Raw genomic sequence first — 16,002 nt, forward strand, 5'->3', positions numbered from 1 at the left:
CCGCCAGGGCTTGACCCATGAGCTGACCTGTTCACGGGCGGAGGGCCAGGGCACGCTCGCGCCCTTGCGGGCACTCCCGCGTGGGCCTTCACCCCCGGCGTGAACGCCGGAGCACTGGCCCACAGGTCGGTAGAGAGGTTCGGCGGCCGGGGCCGCAGGGGCTGGAAAGACTCCCGTTCAGAGCGGCCGGGGTTCCAGTCCCTGGTGCCGCGCTTCGCGCGTGGCGTGCAGGGACGCGAGCAGCTGGATGCGTTCGGCGTCGGCGGTGCCGGGCTCCGCCGTGTAGACGAGCAGGACCGGCCCGGGGTTGCCGGGCAGGGGATAGACGTCCCAGGTGAGGGTGATCTCGCCCACCTGGGGATGCCGGAACAGCTTCGTCCCGTGGACCGTCTCACGCACCTCGTGCCGGGCCCAGAGCCGGCGGAAGTCCGCGCTGCGGATGCTCAGCTCACCGATGATCGTGGTGGCGCGCGGATGGGTCGGGTCGGTCGCGACGGCGGCCCGCAACATGCCGATGTACTGCAGGGCGGTCGCCTCCCAGTCGGGGCAGCGCGCCCGTGCCCCTGAATCCTCGAACAGCGCCATGAGCAGGTTCCGCCGCCCCGGCGGCAGGGTGGCCGGATCGCCGAGCAGCGCCTCGGCGAGCGTGTTCCACGCGAGCACGTCGAGGTGCCGGCCGAGCACGACGGCGGGAGCGCCCATGACGTGCAGCAGCCGCCTCGTGCTGTCCGGCACGCGTTCGGGGGCGCGGCGCGTGCGGACGGCCGCCGGCCGCCGTGCCGCCCGGGCGAGGGTGAACAGGTGCCGCCGTTCCTCGTCGTCGAGGTCGAGCGCGGAGGCGAGGGCGTCGAGCACCTCGTCGGAGGGCCGCACCTCGCGGCCCTGCTCCATGCGCTGGTAGTAGTCGGTGCTCAGCCCGGCCAGCAACGCGACCTCCTCGCGCCGCAGTCCGGCCACCTTGCGCCGGAGCCCCGGCTCCAGGCCGACGTCCCGTGGGCGCAGCCGGCCGCGCCGGGCACGCAGGAAGTCACCGAGCTCACGGGCGTACGGGTGGTCGACGGCCATGCAGACAGTCTGCCGCCGCGATCCGCGCCGAAGGTAGGTCTGGCGTTCCCAGGCAGACGCGTACGACCGAGATCCGGAGCTCCCGTCCTAGCGTCGTCGCCATGACCGAATGGAACGCCAGTCACATCCCCGACCAGCACGGCCGGGTCGCCGTCGTCACCGGCGCGAACTCAGGACTCGGCCTGGTCACCGCGACCGAGCTCGCCCGCCACGGGGCACACGTCGTGATGGCCGTACGGGACACCGCCGCGGGTGAGCGGGCGGCCGAAGCGATCCGAGGCTCCGTGCCACGGGCCGAGGTCGAGGTGCGTGAGCTCGACCTGGCCTCACTCGCCTCGGTGCGCGCCTTCGCGAAGAGAATGACCGGCGACTTCCCGGCGATCGATCTGCTGGTCAACAACGCCGGGCTGGTCCTCCTCGGCCCGGCCCGCACGACGGCCGACGGGTTCGAGCTCCAGCTCGGCACCAACATGCTGGGCCACTTCGCCCTCACCGGTCTGCTACTCGACAGCCTCGGCCAGGCGGACGCCGCACGGGTGGTCAGCCTCAGCTCGATCACCCACAAGAACGCCCGCCTCGACTTCGACGACCTGATGTCGCGGCGCGACTTCACCGCCAGTCGCGCGTACGGCCGCTCCAAGCTCGCCACCACCGCCTTCGGCCTCGAACTCGACCGTCGCCTGCGGGCCGCCGGATCACCGATCGTCAGCGTCGTCGCCCACCCTGGGCTGTCCAGAAGCAATCTCACTCCCCGGGCCTGGGAGCACCGCCCCCGGGCCGGGCGGATCATCGCGCGGCTGTCCGTGGTGACGACCCAGCCGGTCGAGCGGGGGGCGCTGCCCCAGCTCTTCGCCGCGACCGCGCCCGGCGTGCGCGGCGGCCAGTTCTTCGGGCCGTCCGGCCTCTTCGAGATGCGCGGCCGGGTCGTGGAGGTCCGCCCCAGCGCGCACGCGGCCGACCCCACCGTCGGGCGCCGCCTCTGGACCGCCGCCGAAGCCCTGACCGGCGTCACCTACCTCTGACCCGACCCGCTGCAGCGAATGGGCCGCTACGCCGTCGAGAAACAAGAGGACTTTCTTCGCGGTTCACCACGATTCGGTCGGCCGGCAGCCCGGGAGGAGAGGAAGGGAAAGGCCGGCGTCGATACAGGCCGCTTGACTAGCCTCGGCATCACCTGAAGAGGAGGTGCGTGAGCTGTACGGCTTTTAAATCGAGCCGGAAGTCCGGAAGTGGCTCGACAACCTCGGTGACAGCGATTTCAAGCGAGTCGACGAGGTGGCCGGCCTTCTTGCGGAGAAGGGCACCGAGCTCGGCGGGCCCTGGTCGGATCACCTGGAAGGTCCTGTCTGGGAACTGCGCGTCCGGCTTCGGGATGGTGCGGCACGGGTAACGTACTGGTGTACTCCACGAAGGACCATCGTGTTGCTCACTGTCTTTCACAAGACGAGGCAGCACGATCAGCGGTAGATCGATCGGGCGGTCCGGGCGCAGAAGGTCTGCGAACGCGATCACCGGGGACCGGTGTCCGAGACCTATGAGAGGCAGGTGTGATGGTCGGCTACCACACCCGCTGGGTGCGACCGGAGGCGTCGGCTGAGGATCCTGAGCGTGTCGCCATCCGCGAGGCGCTGGCATTCGGCAAGGCCCTGTATGACCGGCGCACCGCACTTAATCTGAGCGTGGCGCAACTGGCCGACCGCGCGGGGATGACCGAGGACGACATCGAGTGCATCGAGGAAGGCGTTACGGCGCCGACGGTACCGCTACTCCGGCTTCTGGCCGCCGCTCTCGACGCCGACGTCCGCCTGACCCCCGGCCATGATGTGGGTTCCCTGTGGTTCGAGGCGCACGCCGCGTAGCTCACGCGCCGGTGCGCCGCCGCCTTCCACGTCACCGGGCCGCCGCTGCTCGTTCGAAGCTGCCGACAAGCCGCCCACACCGGCGCGATGGCGCACGCAACGCGCACGGCGTGGTCGTCAACTGCAGCCGTTCTACACGTCTCACCCCGTGACGAGGTGCAGGGTCGCCTCCGCACTGTCATGCTTGACGCTCATCTGCGGGCGGCGCGTGGCGTTGTACCCGACTTCCTGATCAGGACGTTCGGCACCGAGCGCCGTGTAGCGGTAGAACTGCGGCTCCACCTCGTTGGTCAGGACGTCTCCCGGATGCTCTGGAGGAACCTACCGGAGCCGTCGTCGAGCATCCAGAAAGCCCAGCCGTTGCGGTTCGGGCTGACACCGGGCTTGTAGTGCGCCACCACGGCTCGGGCCGCACCGGTCGGCGTCTTGAAGCTCCGCCCCGCGAGCGGTCCCGAGATGATGTCTATGCGTGTGGTCGCCCTGTCGTATATGCCCTGCGTGCGGTGTCCCTCGTAGTCGACGTAAACCGCCACGCCGCTGGCCACCTCCATTTGCTCCGATTCCTCCTTTTTCGGCGGCGGCATACTCGCCGCGGCGACCAGTCGAGCACTGAGATCCGTCTCAGGTGTCGACTCGGCCTGGCTTGAGTGGTGAGTGGACTGGGGACCTCGGCCGGAGGACAAGCAGTTGGTCCTGACACCCAGGGCGCGCTCTTCGCGAAGACTGTCGCTGCCCGTCGTTTGACGGAAGTAAGAGCCTGACAAGGCCCACCTGGCCGAGACGGCTCGTACACCAGCCTGTGAGTTTCCCGTCAGTCGTACGGCGGGCTACGGACGCATCGGGGCGAGGGTGTGGATGCGGCCGAACTCGCCGTCGTAGCCGGGGTCCTTGGTCACTTCGCCGTTTCGCAGGCGGCCGACGGCCTCGGCGAGGCGCGGGGAGCAGGCGGCGATGTCACCGAGGGGGAGATCGCCCAGGATCGCGAGTTCCGGGCCGAGCGCGGCCACGAGCCGGTCGGTCTCGGCGGCCACCTTCTTGCTCTTCGGGCCGACGCCGAGGATCTCCGCCACGACGTCCGGCAGCGGGAGGAGGTTGCGGAAGCCCGCCGCGCCGCGCGGGCTCCTGCCCGCCGGGCGGTCGGCGAGGTCCTCGACCCTGCTCTGCACGCCGACCGTGAGCGTACGGCCGCACACCGGGCAGACCCCGCCGAGCTTGCGGGTCTCCTCGGGGTCGAGTCGCACGCCGCACTTGCGGTGACCGTCGACGTGGTACTTGCCCGCCTCGGGGAAGAACTCGGTCGTGCCGGCCAGCCCGTCACCGCTGCGCAGGGCCCGCAGTACGGCGAAGTAGTCGAGGTAGGTGTCGAACACCGTCGTCTCGCGGCCGACGATGGGCGGCGAGTGCGCGTCGGAGTAGCTCACCAGCCGATAGCCGTCCAGCCCGGAGACCTGCCACATCATCCCGGGGTCGGCCGACAGCCCCGTCTCCAGCGCGAACACGTGCTCGGTGAGGTCGCCGAAGCACTCCTCCAGCGTGTCGAACCCCGACTTCGAGCCGAAGACGCCGAACCAGGGGGTCCAGACGTGCGCCGGCACCAGGTAGGCGCCCTCGCCCTGGGCCAGCGTCGTCTCCAGCAGGTCGCGTGCGCTCATGCGCACGGTGGGCCGCCCGTCCACGCCGAGGTCGGCGATCCCGGCGAGGACCCGGTTGAACGCCTCCACCTGCTCGAAGCCGGGCAGGTGGACGAGATGGTGGATCTTGCGGGACCGGCCGCCCTGGGAGTAGACCGTGGAGACCTCCACGGTCAGCATCCACCGCACGGGCGCGGACGCGACGCTGCCGGGGAGGGTGCGGGAGACCTCCCGGTCGAGGTCATCGCGGAGCCGGAACAGCCCCGGCTCGGCCGGCACGAGCGCGGTGCGCAGCCGGTCCAGCCAGGCCGGATGGGTGAAGTCGCCGGTGCCCATCAGCGTGACGCCCTTGCGCCGCGCCCACCAGGTCAGCTGCTCCAGGTCGCTGTTCTTGCTGCACGCGTAGGCGTACCTGGAGTGCATGTGCAGGTCGGCGTGGAAACGCACGGCGAACCTCCCCTCGCTTGACCAACGATCTACCACGTTGCCGACGCCGCCAGGTCGAAACACGGCAAAAAGCTCCGCCCTCCCCTTGACCGCTCCCAGGATGGGTTGAGAACCTTCTCATCATCCCGGTGAGAACGTTCTACATGCGGAGTGCCCATGACTGCGAACCCCGGCCTGCGACCCATCGACCCCCAGCTCAGGGAGGTCATCGGGGGAGCGGTCGACCAGCGTGGCATCGCGGCCAAGGTGGCGGCGGAGGCGGCCGCGCGCGGGGTGACGGACGTGTTCTTCGTCGGCTGCGGCGGCTCCTGGGCCTCCTCGGTGCCGGCGCACGCCTCGCTGTCCGCCTCGGCGGCGGGCCTGGCCAGCCACAACGTCAACGCCGCGGAGTTCCTGGCCGCGCCGCCGCCCCGGCTGTCGGAGCGCGCGCTGGTCGTGGCCTCGTCCCACTCGGGCGCGACCCCGGAGACGGTGGCCGCCGCGCGCCTGGCCAGGGAGGCGGGCGCGTACGTCGTGTCGGTGGCGACCGACGCCGACAACCCCCTCGGCGAGCTGGGCGACGCCGCCTTCACCTACCACAGCGAGAAGACGATCACGGCGGCCAAGCACGTCCTGCTCGGCCAGCTCGTCCAGGAACTGCTCCGGGCCGGTGGCGCGGACTTGGACTACGACACGCTGACCCGCGGCTACGAGGCCCTGCCGGACGCGCTCGCCGACGCCACCGAGGCGCACGAGGAGGTCTCCGCGACGATCGCGCGGGAGACCGCGGACGCCGACCTGACCTTCGTGGTCGGCGGCGGCAACGCGTACGGCGTCGCCTTCCTGCTCTCGGTCTGCTACCTGATGGAGATGCAGTGGAAGAAGTCGGTGTGCGTGGCGTCCGGCGACTTCTTCCACGGCGCGTTCGAGATGGTGGTCGGCGACGCGCCGCTGATCCTGCTGCGGAGTGAGGACGGCACGCGGGCGATGGCCGACCGGGTCGCCGCGTTCGCCCCCAAGGCGACCTCCCGGCTGTACACACTCGACTCGGCCGCCCTCGAACTGCCGGGCGTGCCCGCGGCGGCCCGGGCGGAGCTGTCGGCCCCGGTGCTGGCCAACCTCGCCACCCGCCTGGCCGACCACTTCGAGTCCGTCACCGGCCACTCGCTCGACGAGCGGCGCTACATGCACAAGATGGCGTACTGACATGCGCCTCTGCGCGCGCGGTGACCGGTGGCGAGAGAGGGAGGATCGGTGACCCCATCCGGCAGGCCACGCCGGGCGACGCTCCCGGACGTGGCGGCGCTGGCCGGCGTCTCCACGGCCGCCGCCGGGCGCGCGCTGGGAGGGTACGGAAGCGTCAGCGAGGACGTGCGGCGGCGGGTGGCGGAGGCGGCGCGGCAGCTCGACTACCGCGCCAACCGCCTCGCCGCCAGCGTCCGCACCGGCCGGACCGACACCATCGGGGTCGTGTGCGCCGACATCGAGAGCCCCTTCTTCGCCCGCGCGCTGCGGGGGATCTCCGACGTCGCGCGCGAGAAGGGCTTCAGCACCCTCGTCACCAACAGCGACGAGGACCTCGCCAGCGAGCGTGAGGCGGTCCAGCTGCTCCTGCACAAGCAGGTGGACGGGATCATCTGCGCGCCCGCCGACGTCACGCGGGTCGACCATCTGGCCCGGGCGCAGAGCGACGGCACACCCGTCGTCCTGTTCGACCGCGTGAGCGACCGCCTGGAGGCCGACGCCGTCGTCGTGGACGGCATGAAGGCCGCCTACCAGGCCGTACGGCGCCTGCTCGACCTCGGTCACCGGCGCGTCGCGATCGTCACGGAGCTGCGCCAGCCGCGGGAGCAGGACTGGGCGCGGCTGCTCGACCCGGAGATCGCGGCGTCGCCGGGCGAGCTCAGCCCGAGCGAGGCCCGGCTCCTCGGCTATCTCCGGGCCCACTGGGACGCCGGGGTGCCGGTGCGCCGCGAACTGGTGCGGCGCACCGGCACCTACGCCGCCGACGCGGCCTACCAGCAGACGCGGCGGGTCCTCGCGCTCAAGAACCCGCCGACGGCGATCTTCACCGTGGACAACCTGATGACGGTCGGCGCCTACCGCGCGATCCGCGAGCTGGGCATCGCCGTGCCCGACCGGCTCTCGGTGGTGGCGTTCGACGACCTGGACTGGACCGTGCTGGTCTCCCCGGCGCTGACCGTCATCGCGCAGCCCGTCTACGAGATGGGCGCGGAGGCCGCCCGGCGGTTGATCCGGCGCCTGCGTGACCCGCAGCCGGAGCCGCCCGCCACTCTGTTCATGGACGTCGCCCTGATCGAGCGGGAGTCCGTAGCCCCGGTCGGCGGACAGACCCCCGCGACGCCGCGGTGACGGACGTCCGGTCCGGAGCCGCCACGGGCTGCGATCGGCCCGCCGTCACCCAGTAGGGCTGGGGGACGGCCGGGGGCCGCCGGCGCAGCCCGGCCGCAGGGGAGCGGGGTGCTCGGCCCAGCGCAGCTCGCAGCCCACCGTGACGACCGGATACCAGCGGCGCAGCGCCCCACCGGGCTCCAGCGCGCCGGCCAGCGCCTCCAGCATCGCGACGTACGACGGCCAGCCCATCGGGCCGTCGTACGCCAGCCTCTCCCGCCGCGAGGCCTCACCCACGCGGCCCGTACGCGGCTCGACGAACAGGTTCCGGCCGCGGCTGTCGCTGCCGACGGCCAGGAGGCTGCCGTGCCATTTTCCGTGCTCGGGGTCGGCGCCCTCCCGATCCCCCCACAGCACTAGGGGGAGGCAGCGGCCGCTGTTGACCTGGTCGATGTCGTACAGGCCGAGCAGGCCGTACGACATGGGGAGCTGGAAGCCCGACCCGAGGTTGCCGTCGGCGCCGTTGTGCCGCAGGTAAGAGGCGTACAGGTCGTCGGGCAGGCGGCGGCCTCGCGTGGCCTCCCAGCGGGCGAGGTCCTGCGGGCCGGTGCCGAACTCGAGCCGGCGCAGCGTGGCCGAGGCGTGCGCGCCCAGCCACCGCTCGATCCGGTCCCACGCCTGGTTCACCCGCGTGGCGACCGCCTGACCGGGCGCGCGCAGGGGGTACGTGGGCGGGTCGCCCGTGGAGACCTGTTGCTGTGCCTCACGCTCAAGCGCGGCCAGGTCGTGGTCGTCCTCCCACAGGACCGGCGGGCAGCCGATGGCCTTCGCCTCATCCGGGGTGAGCGCGTGTGCCTTGATCCTCGCTTCGAGCCCGGGGTCGCCGCAGGACAGCGACAGCAGGCCACCGTAGGAGACGAAGCACCTCACGGACCCACCGGCATCCGGCTCACCCACGGCTCCCGCGATCAGGAGCGCGACCGCGAGCGCCGGCCCCGCGACGCGTGTCCACCGGGATGCGATCACCCGCGCACCTTATCGATCTTGCGCCCCGCCATACCGGGAAATTCGCATATATGTGCGGTCGGTCGTGCCACGCGGTGATCCGGGTTGATTTGATGAGGACATGGAGACGGCGGAGTGGTACCGGTTCTTCGCGGAGCGCGAGGCCAGGGGACACAGCCCGGTCTACGAGGCGCTGGGCCTCGCCGTCGCCGCCGACCCCGGGCTGCTCGAACTGATCGACGGCCTGCCGGAGCCGAAGCGGCAGCCCAACCTGCTGCTCGCCGCGGTGCGCTTCATCGGCGGGCCGTACGACGACTTCGGCCGCTTCCGCGCCTGGACCGTACGGCACTGGGACCGGGTGCGGGAGACCGTGCTCGCCCGGCGGACGCAGACCAACGAGACGGGCCGGTGCGCGAGCCTGCTGCCCGTGCTGGCGGCGCTGCCGCGGCCGCTGGCCCTGATCGAGGTGGGCGCGTCGGCGGGGCTGTGCCTCTACCCGGACCGCTACCGCTACCGGTACGACGACCCCGCCGGCCGTGGGCGGGAGATCGGACCGGCCGCGAGCCCGGTCCTGCTCACCTGCCGGACGAACGGCAGGGTGCCGGTGCCGGACCACCCGCCGGAGATCGTGTGGCGGGCTGGGATCGACCTCGACCCCGTCGACGTACGCGACGACGAGGCCGTGCGCTGGCTGGAGTGCCTGGTCTGGCCGGGACAGGACGACCGGCTGGCGCGGCTGCGCGGGGCGGTGCGGATGGCGAGGGCCGACCCGCCGCGCCTGGTGCGCGGGGACGCCTCCGCCGCCCTGCCCGGCCTCGTCGCCGCCGCGCCCGCCGGGACGACGGTCGTCGTCTTCCACAGCGCGGTGATGCCGTACCTGGACGCCGGCGCGCGGAACCGGTTCGTGGCACTGGTCCGCGGCCTGCGGGCCCACGACATGCCGGTGCGGTGGATCTCCAACGAGGGCGCGCCCCGGCTGCCCTTGGTGCTCGCGGGGCTGACGACCGGCCTGCCGGAGGGCCGGCTGACGTTCCTGACCGCGCTCGACGGCCGCCCGCTCGCCATGACCGGCCCGCACGGCGAGTGGCTGGACTGGCTCGCCTGACCGAGGGCCGGCACCGGGGATGCCGATACTGGGATCATGACGCTTTACGACGAGATCGGCACGACGTACAGCGCGGTCCGCCGGCCGGACCCGAGGGTGGCGGCCCGGATCACCGCCGCGATCGGGGACGCCGCCACGGTCGTCAACGTGGGGGCGGGCGCGGGGTCGTACGAGCCGCCGTGGACCCTGCTCGCGGTCGAGCCGAGCGCGGTGATGATCGCGCAGCGGCCGCCGGGGGCGGCCCCCGTGGTGCGGGCCCGGGCCGAGGCCCTGCCCCTCGCCGACGGCGTGGCCGACGCCGCGATGGCGATCCTGACCGTGCACCACTGGTCGGACCTCGCGGCCGGGATCGCCGAGATGCGCCGGGTCGCGCGGCGCCGGGTGGTGATCCTCACCTGGGACCAGGAGGTCACCAGGGACTACTGGTTCCTCGCCGAATATCTGCCCGAGGGCGCGGCGCTGGACGAGGGCCGCGCCCCCTCGCTCGCCGATCTCGGCCGGATGCTCGGCGGCGCCAGGGTGGAGGCCGTGCCGATCCCGCACGACTGCGCCGACGGGTTCGGCGCCGCCTACTGGCGCCGCCCGGAGGTCTATCTCGACCCCGTCGCCCAGTCGGGCATGTCCGTGATCACCCAGCTCGGCCCGGAGGTCGTACGGCCGGCCCTCGACCGGCTCGCGGCCGACCTGGAGTCGGGCCGCTGGCACGAGTTGCACCGCGACCTGCTCGGCCTGGAGGAGTACGACGCCGGCTACCGGCTGCTCGTCGCGGACCTGTGAGAGGACCTGTGAGCCGCCGGCCGCCGCGAGCCGCGGCGGCCGGCGAGCCACTTGTCCTACTCGTCAGGCCTTGACCTTGACCGCCTCGACCGCTTCGACGGCCTGCGGCGCCTCGCCGCGGCTGCGCAGCGTCTTCAGGCCGACCAGGTCGTCGGCCTCGGCGTCCGGGGTCTCCTCGTCGAACCGCGCCAGCGCCGGGTGACGAAGGGCGATCGTGATCGTGAGGGCGATGGCCAGCCCGCAGACCACGTACAGCAGGCCGATCCCGCGCCCCTCGCCGACTCCGAGGACCTTGCCGACCGAGCCGGCCAGCGCGCCGCCCGGCCGCATCAGCGGCTCGAAGACCAGCCCCACCAGCCAGGCCTGTACGGCCAGCCCGACCGGCTGGGTCGACAGCGCGAGCATCCGGTTGATCGAGATGACGCGGGCGTGGTAGCGCTGCGGCACCTTCGAGTGGATGATCGTCAGCCAGATGCTGTCGCTGATCGTCATCATCAGCGACATGCCGAACGCGCCGAGCGTGATCAGGATGAGCGACGGCCGCAGACCGGCGATGGCGCAGAAGATGCCGAGCACTCCGGCGGCCGCCAGCATGCCGAACATCCGGCGGTCGCGCGGGCCGCCCCACAGCGTGATGATCAGGCCGCCGCAGACCGCCCCGATGCCCGCGAGCACCGCGACCCGCCCGGTGTCGGCCAGCTCGCCGACCGACAGCACCAGCGGCGGGATCATGATGAACCCGGTGAACAGGAAGAAGTTCACGATGAACATCGTGAAGGCCATCGCCCGCAGGCCCCGCCGCCGGAGCAGGTAGCGGAAGCCGTTGCGGATCTCGGCGGAGACGGTCTCCCGGCGCCGCCAGGCCATCGTGGCGGGGAAGCGGACCAGCAGCGTCACCGTGAACGCGACCGCGTAGCACACCACGTTGGCCGTGAGGATGCCCTCGATGCCGATCAGCGCCAGTACGGCGACGGAGAAGAGCGGCACCATCAGCTGGGCCACGGCGTTGCCGAGCTGGACGACCCCGCCGACGTGGTGCAGGTAGGCCTTGGGCGCCAGTTGCGGGCCGGCCGACTGCCAGGCCACCCGTTGCAGGGTCACCGACAGCGAGAGCAGCACCAGCAGGGCGTAGAGCAGCGGCATGTTCAGGGAGTCGGAGACCATCAGCGCGAGCAGCCCGGCCTGAACGCCGAGCGACATCCCGTCGGCCACCAGCATCGCCCGTTTGCGGTCGTACCGGTCGACCAGCGCGCCGATCAGCGGCGCGAGGATCAGCCCCGGCACCAACCCGACGATGGCGAACAGGCCGAACTGCACCAGCGAGCCGCTCTTCAGGTACGCCCAGATCGGCACGGCGAACTCGGTCATCACCGCGCCGATCATGGAGACGATCTGGCCCGTCGCCACCGTGAAGAACCGGCCGAGGCTGGGCTGCGGCCCGTCCGTGTCGGCCTTCCGGTCGGACGAGACGGCCTCCCGCCACCAGGTGGCAGTGTCGCCGGGCGCCGGGACGTGCCACTCCTCGGGACGGTCCACGGAGGTGTGCGCGGTGGTGACGATCGCGGCCAGCTCCTCGGTGCGGTACCGGAGGAAGTAGTGCCCGGCCTCGGCCATCACCACCAGCGCGGTGGTCTCGGAGACGCAGTGCCAGTCGCGGTAGCGCTCCTCGTAGAAGTCGGTCAGCGCGTCGCGGTCGCCCACGATGGAGATCACCGGGGCGCGCAGCTGCGGGCTCTGCTGCTCGACCAGCTCGCTGAAGTAGTCCTCACCGGCCCGCGCGTCCACCCGCATCGTGCTGATGATGTGGTCGACCTGCTCGGGGTCGAGGTCCTGCAGGTCGGCGCCCATCGCGCGCAGCCAGTTGGCGTGCGCGTTGGCGTTGTCCAGCGCCTTGCTGCGGAAGATCCGGCCGAGCAGGCCGTTCAGGCCCTTCGTGGGGGTGGCGAACGGGAAGCTGCCGCCCGTGTAGACGGCCTCGACGCGCCGGCCCGCCGCCTCCAGCCTCCGGGCGATCTCGGCGGTGAGCGCGCTGCCGACGCAGTGGCCGTAGAGCGCGACCGGGCCGCGCACGCGCTCGACGACCTCGTCGCAGACCCGCTGGGCGGCCTCGTGGAACGGGATCGTGCTCTCCTCGACCCCGAGCTCGTGGCCCGGCAGGGCGACCGAGAACAGCGAGTGCCCGGCCGGCAGCGCGTCGGCCAGCGGCTGGTAGACCATCGCGCTGGCCCCGCCGTACGGGATGCAGACCAGTGACAGCGTCGGCGTCTTCACCGGCCGGGTCAGCTCGACCAGCAGGCCGCGCGCGCCCTCGTCCGCGGCGCCCTCCGGGGCGCCGTTGGCCCTGTCGATCAGCGCGGCCAGGTCCCGTACGGTGCGGTTGGCGATCGCGTCGAGCACGGTCACCTGGTAGCCGTCGGAGGGCAGCGCCTGGCGCAGCTTGGCGACCATGCGGATGAGCAGCAGCGAGTGGCCGCCCAGCGCGTTGAAGTCGCTGTCGATCGAGATCGCCTCGATGCCGAGGACCTCCCGCCAGACCCCGGCCACCACGATCTCGGTCTCGGTCTCCGGCTCCGCCAGGTCCTCGGTCGCCCGGACGACCGGGTCGGGCAGCGCCTTGCGGTCCACCTTGCCGTTGGCGTTGAGCGGGATGCTCTCCAGCGGCACGAACATCGACGGGACCATGTACTCCGGCAGCCGCGCCGCGCAGTGCTCCGCCAAATCACGGGACGCCGGTTCCGCGGGCTCCCGAGCCTCGGGCACGTAGTAGGCGACGAGCCGCTTGTCCTCGGGCGTGAACGCGTGCACGACGACGACCGCGTCGCGTACGCCCAGGTGGTCGAGCACCGCCGCCCTGACCTCGTCCAGCTCGATGCGGTAGCCGCGGATCTTGACCTGGTCGTCGAAGCGGCCGAGGAAGACCACGTTCCCGTCGCGGGCCCAGGCCACGCGGTCGCCGGTGCGGTACATCCGCCCGCCCGGCACGAACGGATCGGCCAGGAACCGCTCCTCGGTGAGGTCGGGCCGGTTCAGGTAGCCGCGGGTGACGCCCACGCCGCCGACGTAGAGCTCGCCCGGCACGCCGACCGGCTGCAGCCGCCGGTTCGCGTCGAGGACGTACATCCGCATGTTGGGCAGCGGACGGCCGATCGGCACGACCTCCACGAGCTGGGCGTCGCGCACCGGGTAGATGCACGTGCCGACCGACGCCTCGGTGGGGCCGTACTCGTTGACGAGCCGCCCCGGGCCGAGCATCTCCATCCAGCGGTTGGCCATCGACCCGGGCAGCGCCTCGCCCGCCACGACGATCACGCCGGCGAGCGCCTCGGCCTGCCGGGCGTCGATCTGGTGACCGAGCACCTCCAGGTGTCCGGGGGTGCACTTGATGAAGCTGTACGGCCCGCCCGCGACGAGCAGCGCGCCCAGCTCACCCATGTCGAAGTCCTGCTCCAGCACCGTGACCCGCTGCCCGGTGACGAGCGGCGCCCAGAGGTTCGGGACCACCAGGTCGAAGGCCACCGAGCCGAACAGCGGCGCTCCGCCGTCGCCCTGGCTCGCCAGGTCCTCCACGGCCCACCACACGTGGTTCACCAGGCCGCGGTGGGTGACCTGCACGCCCTTCGGCTTCCCGGTCGACCCCGAGGTGAAGATCACGTACGCCAGCCGGTCGATGTCGTACGGCACGCCCACCGGCTCGGCGGGCCGGCCGTCGAGCACGCCGCTCCCCACGTCGACCACGTCGACCGGGTCGTCCGGCACGCCGACGCCGTCGAACAGGTGCGCGTACCCCGCTGAGGTCAGGACCAGCGGGGTCGCGGCGATCGACAGCATGTCCGAGACGCGCTGCGCGGGAAACTTGGGATCCATCGGCAGGTAGGCCGCGCCGGCCTTCCACACGCCGAGCAGGCAGGCGATCAGCTCCGGGCTCCGGTCGAGCAGCACGCCCACCGTGTCCTCGGGCCCGATGCCCCGCTCGCGCAGCAGGTGCGCGACCTGGTTGGCGCGGGCGTGCAGCTCGGCGTACGTCGTGGTGCGGCCCTCGAACGCGACCGCGACCGCGTCGGAGTCCGCGTGCCGCTCCAGCAGTTCGGGCAGGGCCACGTCCGGGTACGGCCGGGCCGAGTCGTTCCAGGCGTCCAGCGCGAGGTCGCGTTCGGCGTCGGTCAGCAGGTCCAGGTCGGCGAGCGGGGTGTCCGGGGCGGCGGCGATCCGCTCGGCCAGCGCGCGGTAGTGCCCGGCGAGCCGGGCGACCGCGTCCGCGTCGAACCGGTCCTTCTGGTAGGTCAGGTAGAGCTCGGGGTCGCCGCCGCCGTTCAGGTGCACCAGCAGCGCGAGGTCGTAGGTGAAGTCGTCGACCTCGTGCGCCCAGACCGACGCCTCCAGCCCGGGCCAGCGCCCGCGCTGGTCGCGGAAGACCCGCAGCGAGAAGCCCACCGTCGACAGCGAGAAGTTGCGGGCGTCCCGGTCGCGCAGCGCCCCCGCCAGCTCGGAGAACGGCAGGTGGTTGGTGAGCGCCTCGCCGAGCCGCCGCCGCACCCCCGCCGCGGCCTCGCGGAACGAGGGGTTGCCCGACAGGTCGGCGCGCAGCGGCAGGGCGTTGACGAAGCAGCCGAGCACGGGCTCCAGCTCCACCCGGCGGCGCCCGCCGTCGACCGTGGCGATCGTCAGGTCGTCCTGCCCGGTGTAGCGCGCCAGCGCCATCGAGAAGACCGTGAGCAGGGCCACGAACGGCGTGGTCCCGGGGCCGCCCGCCTCCCGCAGCGCCCGCAGGACATCCTCCGGCAGCGTGAACAGGTGGCAGTCGCTCCGCCTGCCCTCGGGAACGGGCTGGTCGTTCCTGGCGATCGGCAGTTCGACCGAGGCGGCGCCGTCGAGCCGGTCGCGCCAGTACGCGAGCCGCCGCTCCCGCCGCTCGCCGGTCAGCTCACGCCGCGACCAGGCCGCGTAGTCGGCGTACTGGAGCGGGGGAGGGGTGACCCCGGCGGGGCGGCCCTCGTGGGCGGCGGCGTACACGGTGGTGAGCTCGTCCACGATGATGCCGACCGACCACCCGTCACAGGCGATGTGGTGGCAGACGAACATCAGCACGTGGTCCTCGTCGCCCAGCCGGACCAGCGTCGTACGGTGGACCGGCCCGGTCTCCAGGTCGAAGCGCTCGACCGCGGCCCGGGACGTGAGCTCCCGGGCCCGCTCCTCCCGTTCGGACTCGGGCAGGTCGCGCAGGTCGACGACGTCGAGAGGCGCGGGCCCGGGGTCAAGGATGACCTGCCGGGGCTCGGGCCCGTCGCCCTCGTAGACCGTGCGCAGGATCTCGTGGCGTTCGACCAGGGTGTCCAGGGCGACGGTCAGCGCCCGGACGTCGAGCGGGCCGGTGAGCCGCAGGCCGATCGTGGCGTTCGGCGCCGGAGCGCCTTCGGCGAAACGGGCGCCGAGCCACATCTGGGCCTGCTCGTAGGAGCAGGGGGCGGGCCCCGCGCCGCGCGGGGTGATCGCGTCCGCGGCGGCCGCCCGGGCGGCGAGCAGCCGGCGCAGCGCCTCCTGCCTGCGTGGGGAAAGCGACGCTATTAGATGCTCGTTGTCAGTCGTCGGCGTTATCGTCACCGAGCGTTCTCCTCTCTGCGCACTAATGCGCAGGCGCCAACTGACCAGACGGAAAAGTGGTTGATCGAGAAACGCTTGAACGTTGAATTCCGCAGGGGTCGCCGCGTATCTCGCCGCTTTCGGCGACGGGACGCATGGGAGCGCTCCCACGAAAGGATTATTACGATACGTGATACACCCTGGT

General features: G+C 72.2%; 13 protein-coding genes. 6 read left to right on the forward strand and 7 right to left on the reverse strand.

Going from position 1 to position 16,002, the window contains the following annotated elements; genetic code table 11:
* Positions 1-177: 177 nt before the first annotated feature.
* A complete protein-coding gene (locus tag Mam01_RS06215; RefSeq protein WP_204284455.1) occupies positions 178-1,065 on the reverse strand; it encodes a helix-turn-helix transcriptional regulator in 888 nt (295 codons plus the stop codon).
* A gap of 101 nt (positions 1,066-1,166) precedes the next feature.
* Here Mam01_RS06215 and Mam01_RS06220 point away from each other — a divergent pair, with 101 nt between their 5' ends.
* Complete coding sequence (locus Mam01_RS06220) at positions 1,167-2,087, forward strand: oxidoreductase (protein ID WP_204284456.1); 921 nt, start codon at positions 1,167-1,169, stop codon at positions 2,085-2,087.
* Positions 2,088-2,235: 148 nt separating this feature from the next.
* Here the strand turns inward: Mam01_RS06220 and Mam01_RS37845 are convergent, their stop codons facing one another.
* Positions 2,236-2,577: a hypothetical protein gene (locus Mam01_RS37845; protein ID WP_425563115.1), complete on the reverse strand. Its 342-nt coding sequence runs from the start codon at positions 2,575-2,577 to the stop codon at positions 2,236-2,238.
* Positions 2,578-2,615: 38 nt separating this feature from the next.
* On the opposite strand from Mam01_RS37845, the gene Mam01_RS06230 reads away from it, so the two are divergent.
* A complete protein-coding gene (locus Mam01_RS06230) occupies positions 2,616-2,924 on the forward strand; it encodes a helix-turn-helix domain-containing protein (RefSeq protein ID WP_204284457.1) in 309 nt (102 codons plus the stop codon).
* A gap of 141 nt (positions 2,925-3,065) precedes the next feature.
* Here Mam01_RS06230 and Mam01_RS06235 read toward each other — a convergent pair whose 3' ends face one another.
* The 3 genes from Mam01_RS06235 to Mam01_RS06245 all read right to left on the reverse strand — a co-directional run bounded on the left by Mam01_RS06235 (position 3,066) and on the right by Mam01_RS06245 (position 5,002).
* Complete coding sequence (locus Mam01_RS06235; protein ID WP_191910249.1) at positions 3,066-3,206, reverse strand: hypothetical protein; 141 nt, start codon at positions 3,204-3,206, stop codon at positions 3,066-3,068.
* 8 nt (positions 3,207-3,214) lie between these two features.
* Positions 3,215-3,475: a hypothetical protein gene (locus Mam01_RS06240; protein ID WP_204284458.1), complete on the reverse strand. Its 261-nt coding sequence runs from the start codon at positions 3,473-3,475 to the stop codon at positions 3,215-3,217.
* A gap of 276 nt (positions 3,476-3,751) precedes the next feature.
* Positions 3,752-5,002: an endonuclease Q family protein gene (locus Mam01_RS06245; RefSeq protein WP_204284459.1), complete on the reverse strand. Its 1,251-nt coding sequence runs from the start codon at positions 5,000-5,002 to the stop codon at positions 3,752-3,754.
* 156 nt (positions 5,003-5,158) lie between these two features.
* On the opposite strand from Mam01_RS06245, the gene Mam01_RS06250 reads away from it, so the two are divergent.
* Positions 5,159-6,187: an SIS domain-containing protein gene (locus tag Mam01_RS06250; RefSeq protein ID WP_204284460.1), complete on the forward strand. Its 1,029-nt coding sequence runs from the start codon at positions 5,159-5,161 to the stop codon at positions 6,185-6,187.
* A 48-nt stretch (positions 6,188-6,235) separates the two neighbouring features.
* Positions 6,236-7,354, forward strand: a complete 1,119-nt coding sequence (locus tag Mam01_RS06255; RefSeq protein WP_204284461.1) for a LacI family DNA-binding transcriptional regulator — start codon at positions 6,236-6,238, stop codon at positions 7,352-7,354.
* A gap of 45 nt (positions 7,355-7,399) precedes the next feature.
* Here the strand turns inward: Mam01_RS06255 and Mam01_RS06260 are convergent, their stop codons facing one another.
* The gene (locus Mam01_RS06260; RefSeq protein WP_204284462.1) at positions 7,400-8,359 is read right to left on the reverse strand and encodes an SMI1/KNR4 family protein; all 960 of its coding nucleotides are present in this window, start codon (positions 8,357-8,359) and stop codon (positions 7,400-7,402) included.
* 100 nt (positions 8,360-8,459) lie between these two features.
* On the opposite strand from Mam01_RS06260, the gene Mam01_RS06265 reads away from it, so the two are divergent.
* Together Mam01_RS06265 and Mam01_RS06270 are read left to right on the forward strand one after the other, a co-directional pair.
* Positions 8,460-9,443, forward strand: a complete 984-nt coding sequence (locus tag Mam01_RS06265) for a DUF2332 domain-containing protein (RefSeq protein WP_204284463.1) — start codon at positions 8,460-8,462, stop codon at positions 9,441-9,443.
* Between the two features lie 36 nt (positions 9,444-9,479).
* Positions 9,480-10,220, forward strand: a complete 741-nt coding sequence (locus tag Mam01_RS06270; RefSeq protein ID WP_204284464.1) for a class I SAM-dependent methyltransferase — start codon at positions 9,480-9,482, stop codon at positions 10,218-10,220.
* A gap of 63 nt (positions 10,221-10,283) precedes the next feature.
* Here the strand turns inward: Mam01_RS06270 and Mam01_RS06275 are convergent, their stop codons facing one another.
* Positions 10,284-15,818, reverse strand: coding sequence for a non-ribosomal peptide synthetase/MFS transporter (locus Mam01_RS06275; protein ID WP_204284465.1), 5,535 nt, complete (start codon positions 15,816-15,818; stop codon positions 10,284-10,286).
* Positions 15,819-16,002: the final 184 nt, after the last annotated feature.

This window comes from Microbispora amethystogenes (assembly GCF_016863015.1).
Lineage (GTDB): Bacteria > Actinomycetota > Actinomycetes > Streptosporangiales > Streptosporangiaceae > Microbispora > Microbispora amethystogenes.

Coding starts and splice junctions, on each gene's coding strand:
- Mam01_RS06215 (WP_204284455.1), bottom strand. CDS start 1,065: ATGGCCGTCGACCACCCGTACGCCCGTGAGCTCGGTGACTTCCTGCGT.
- Mam01_RS06220 (WP_204284456.1), top strand. CDS start 1,167: ATGACCGAATGGAACGCCAGTCACATCCCCGACCAGCACGGCCGGGTC.
- Mam01_RS06230 (WP_204284457.1), top strand. CDS start 2,616: ATGGTCGGCTACCACACCCGCTGGGTGCGACCGGAGGCGTCGGCTGAG.
- Mam01_RS06240 (WP_204284458.1), bottom strand. CDS start 3,475: ATGGAGGTGGCCAGCGGCGTGGCGGTTTACGTCGACTACGAGGGACAC.
- Mam01_RS06250 (WP_204284460.1), top strand. CDS start 5,159: ATGACTGCGAACCCCGGCCTGCGACCCATCGACCCCCAGCTCAGGGAG.
- Mam01_RS06265 (WP_204284463.1), top strand. CDS start 8,460: ATGGAGACGGCGGAGTGGTACCGGTTCTTCGCGGAGCGCGAGGCCAGG.
- Mam01_RS06270 (WP_204284464.1), top strand. CDS start 9,480: ATGACGCTTTACGACGAGATCGGCACGACGTACAGCGCGGTCCGCCGG.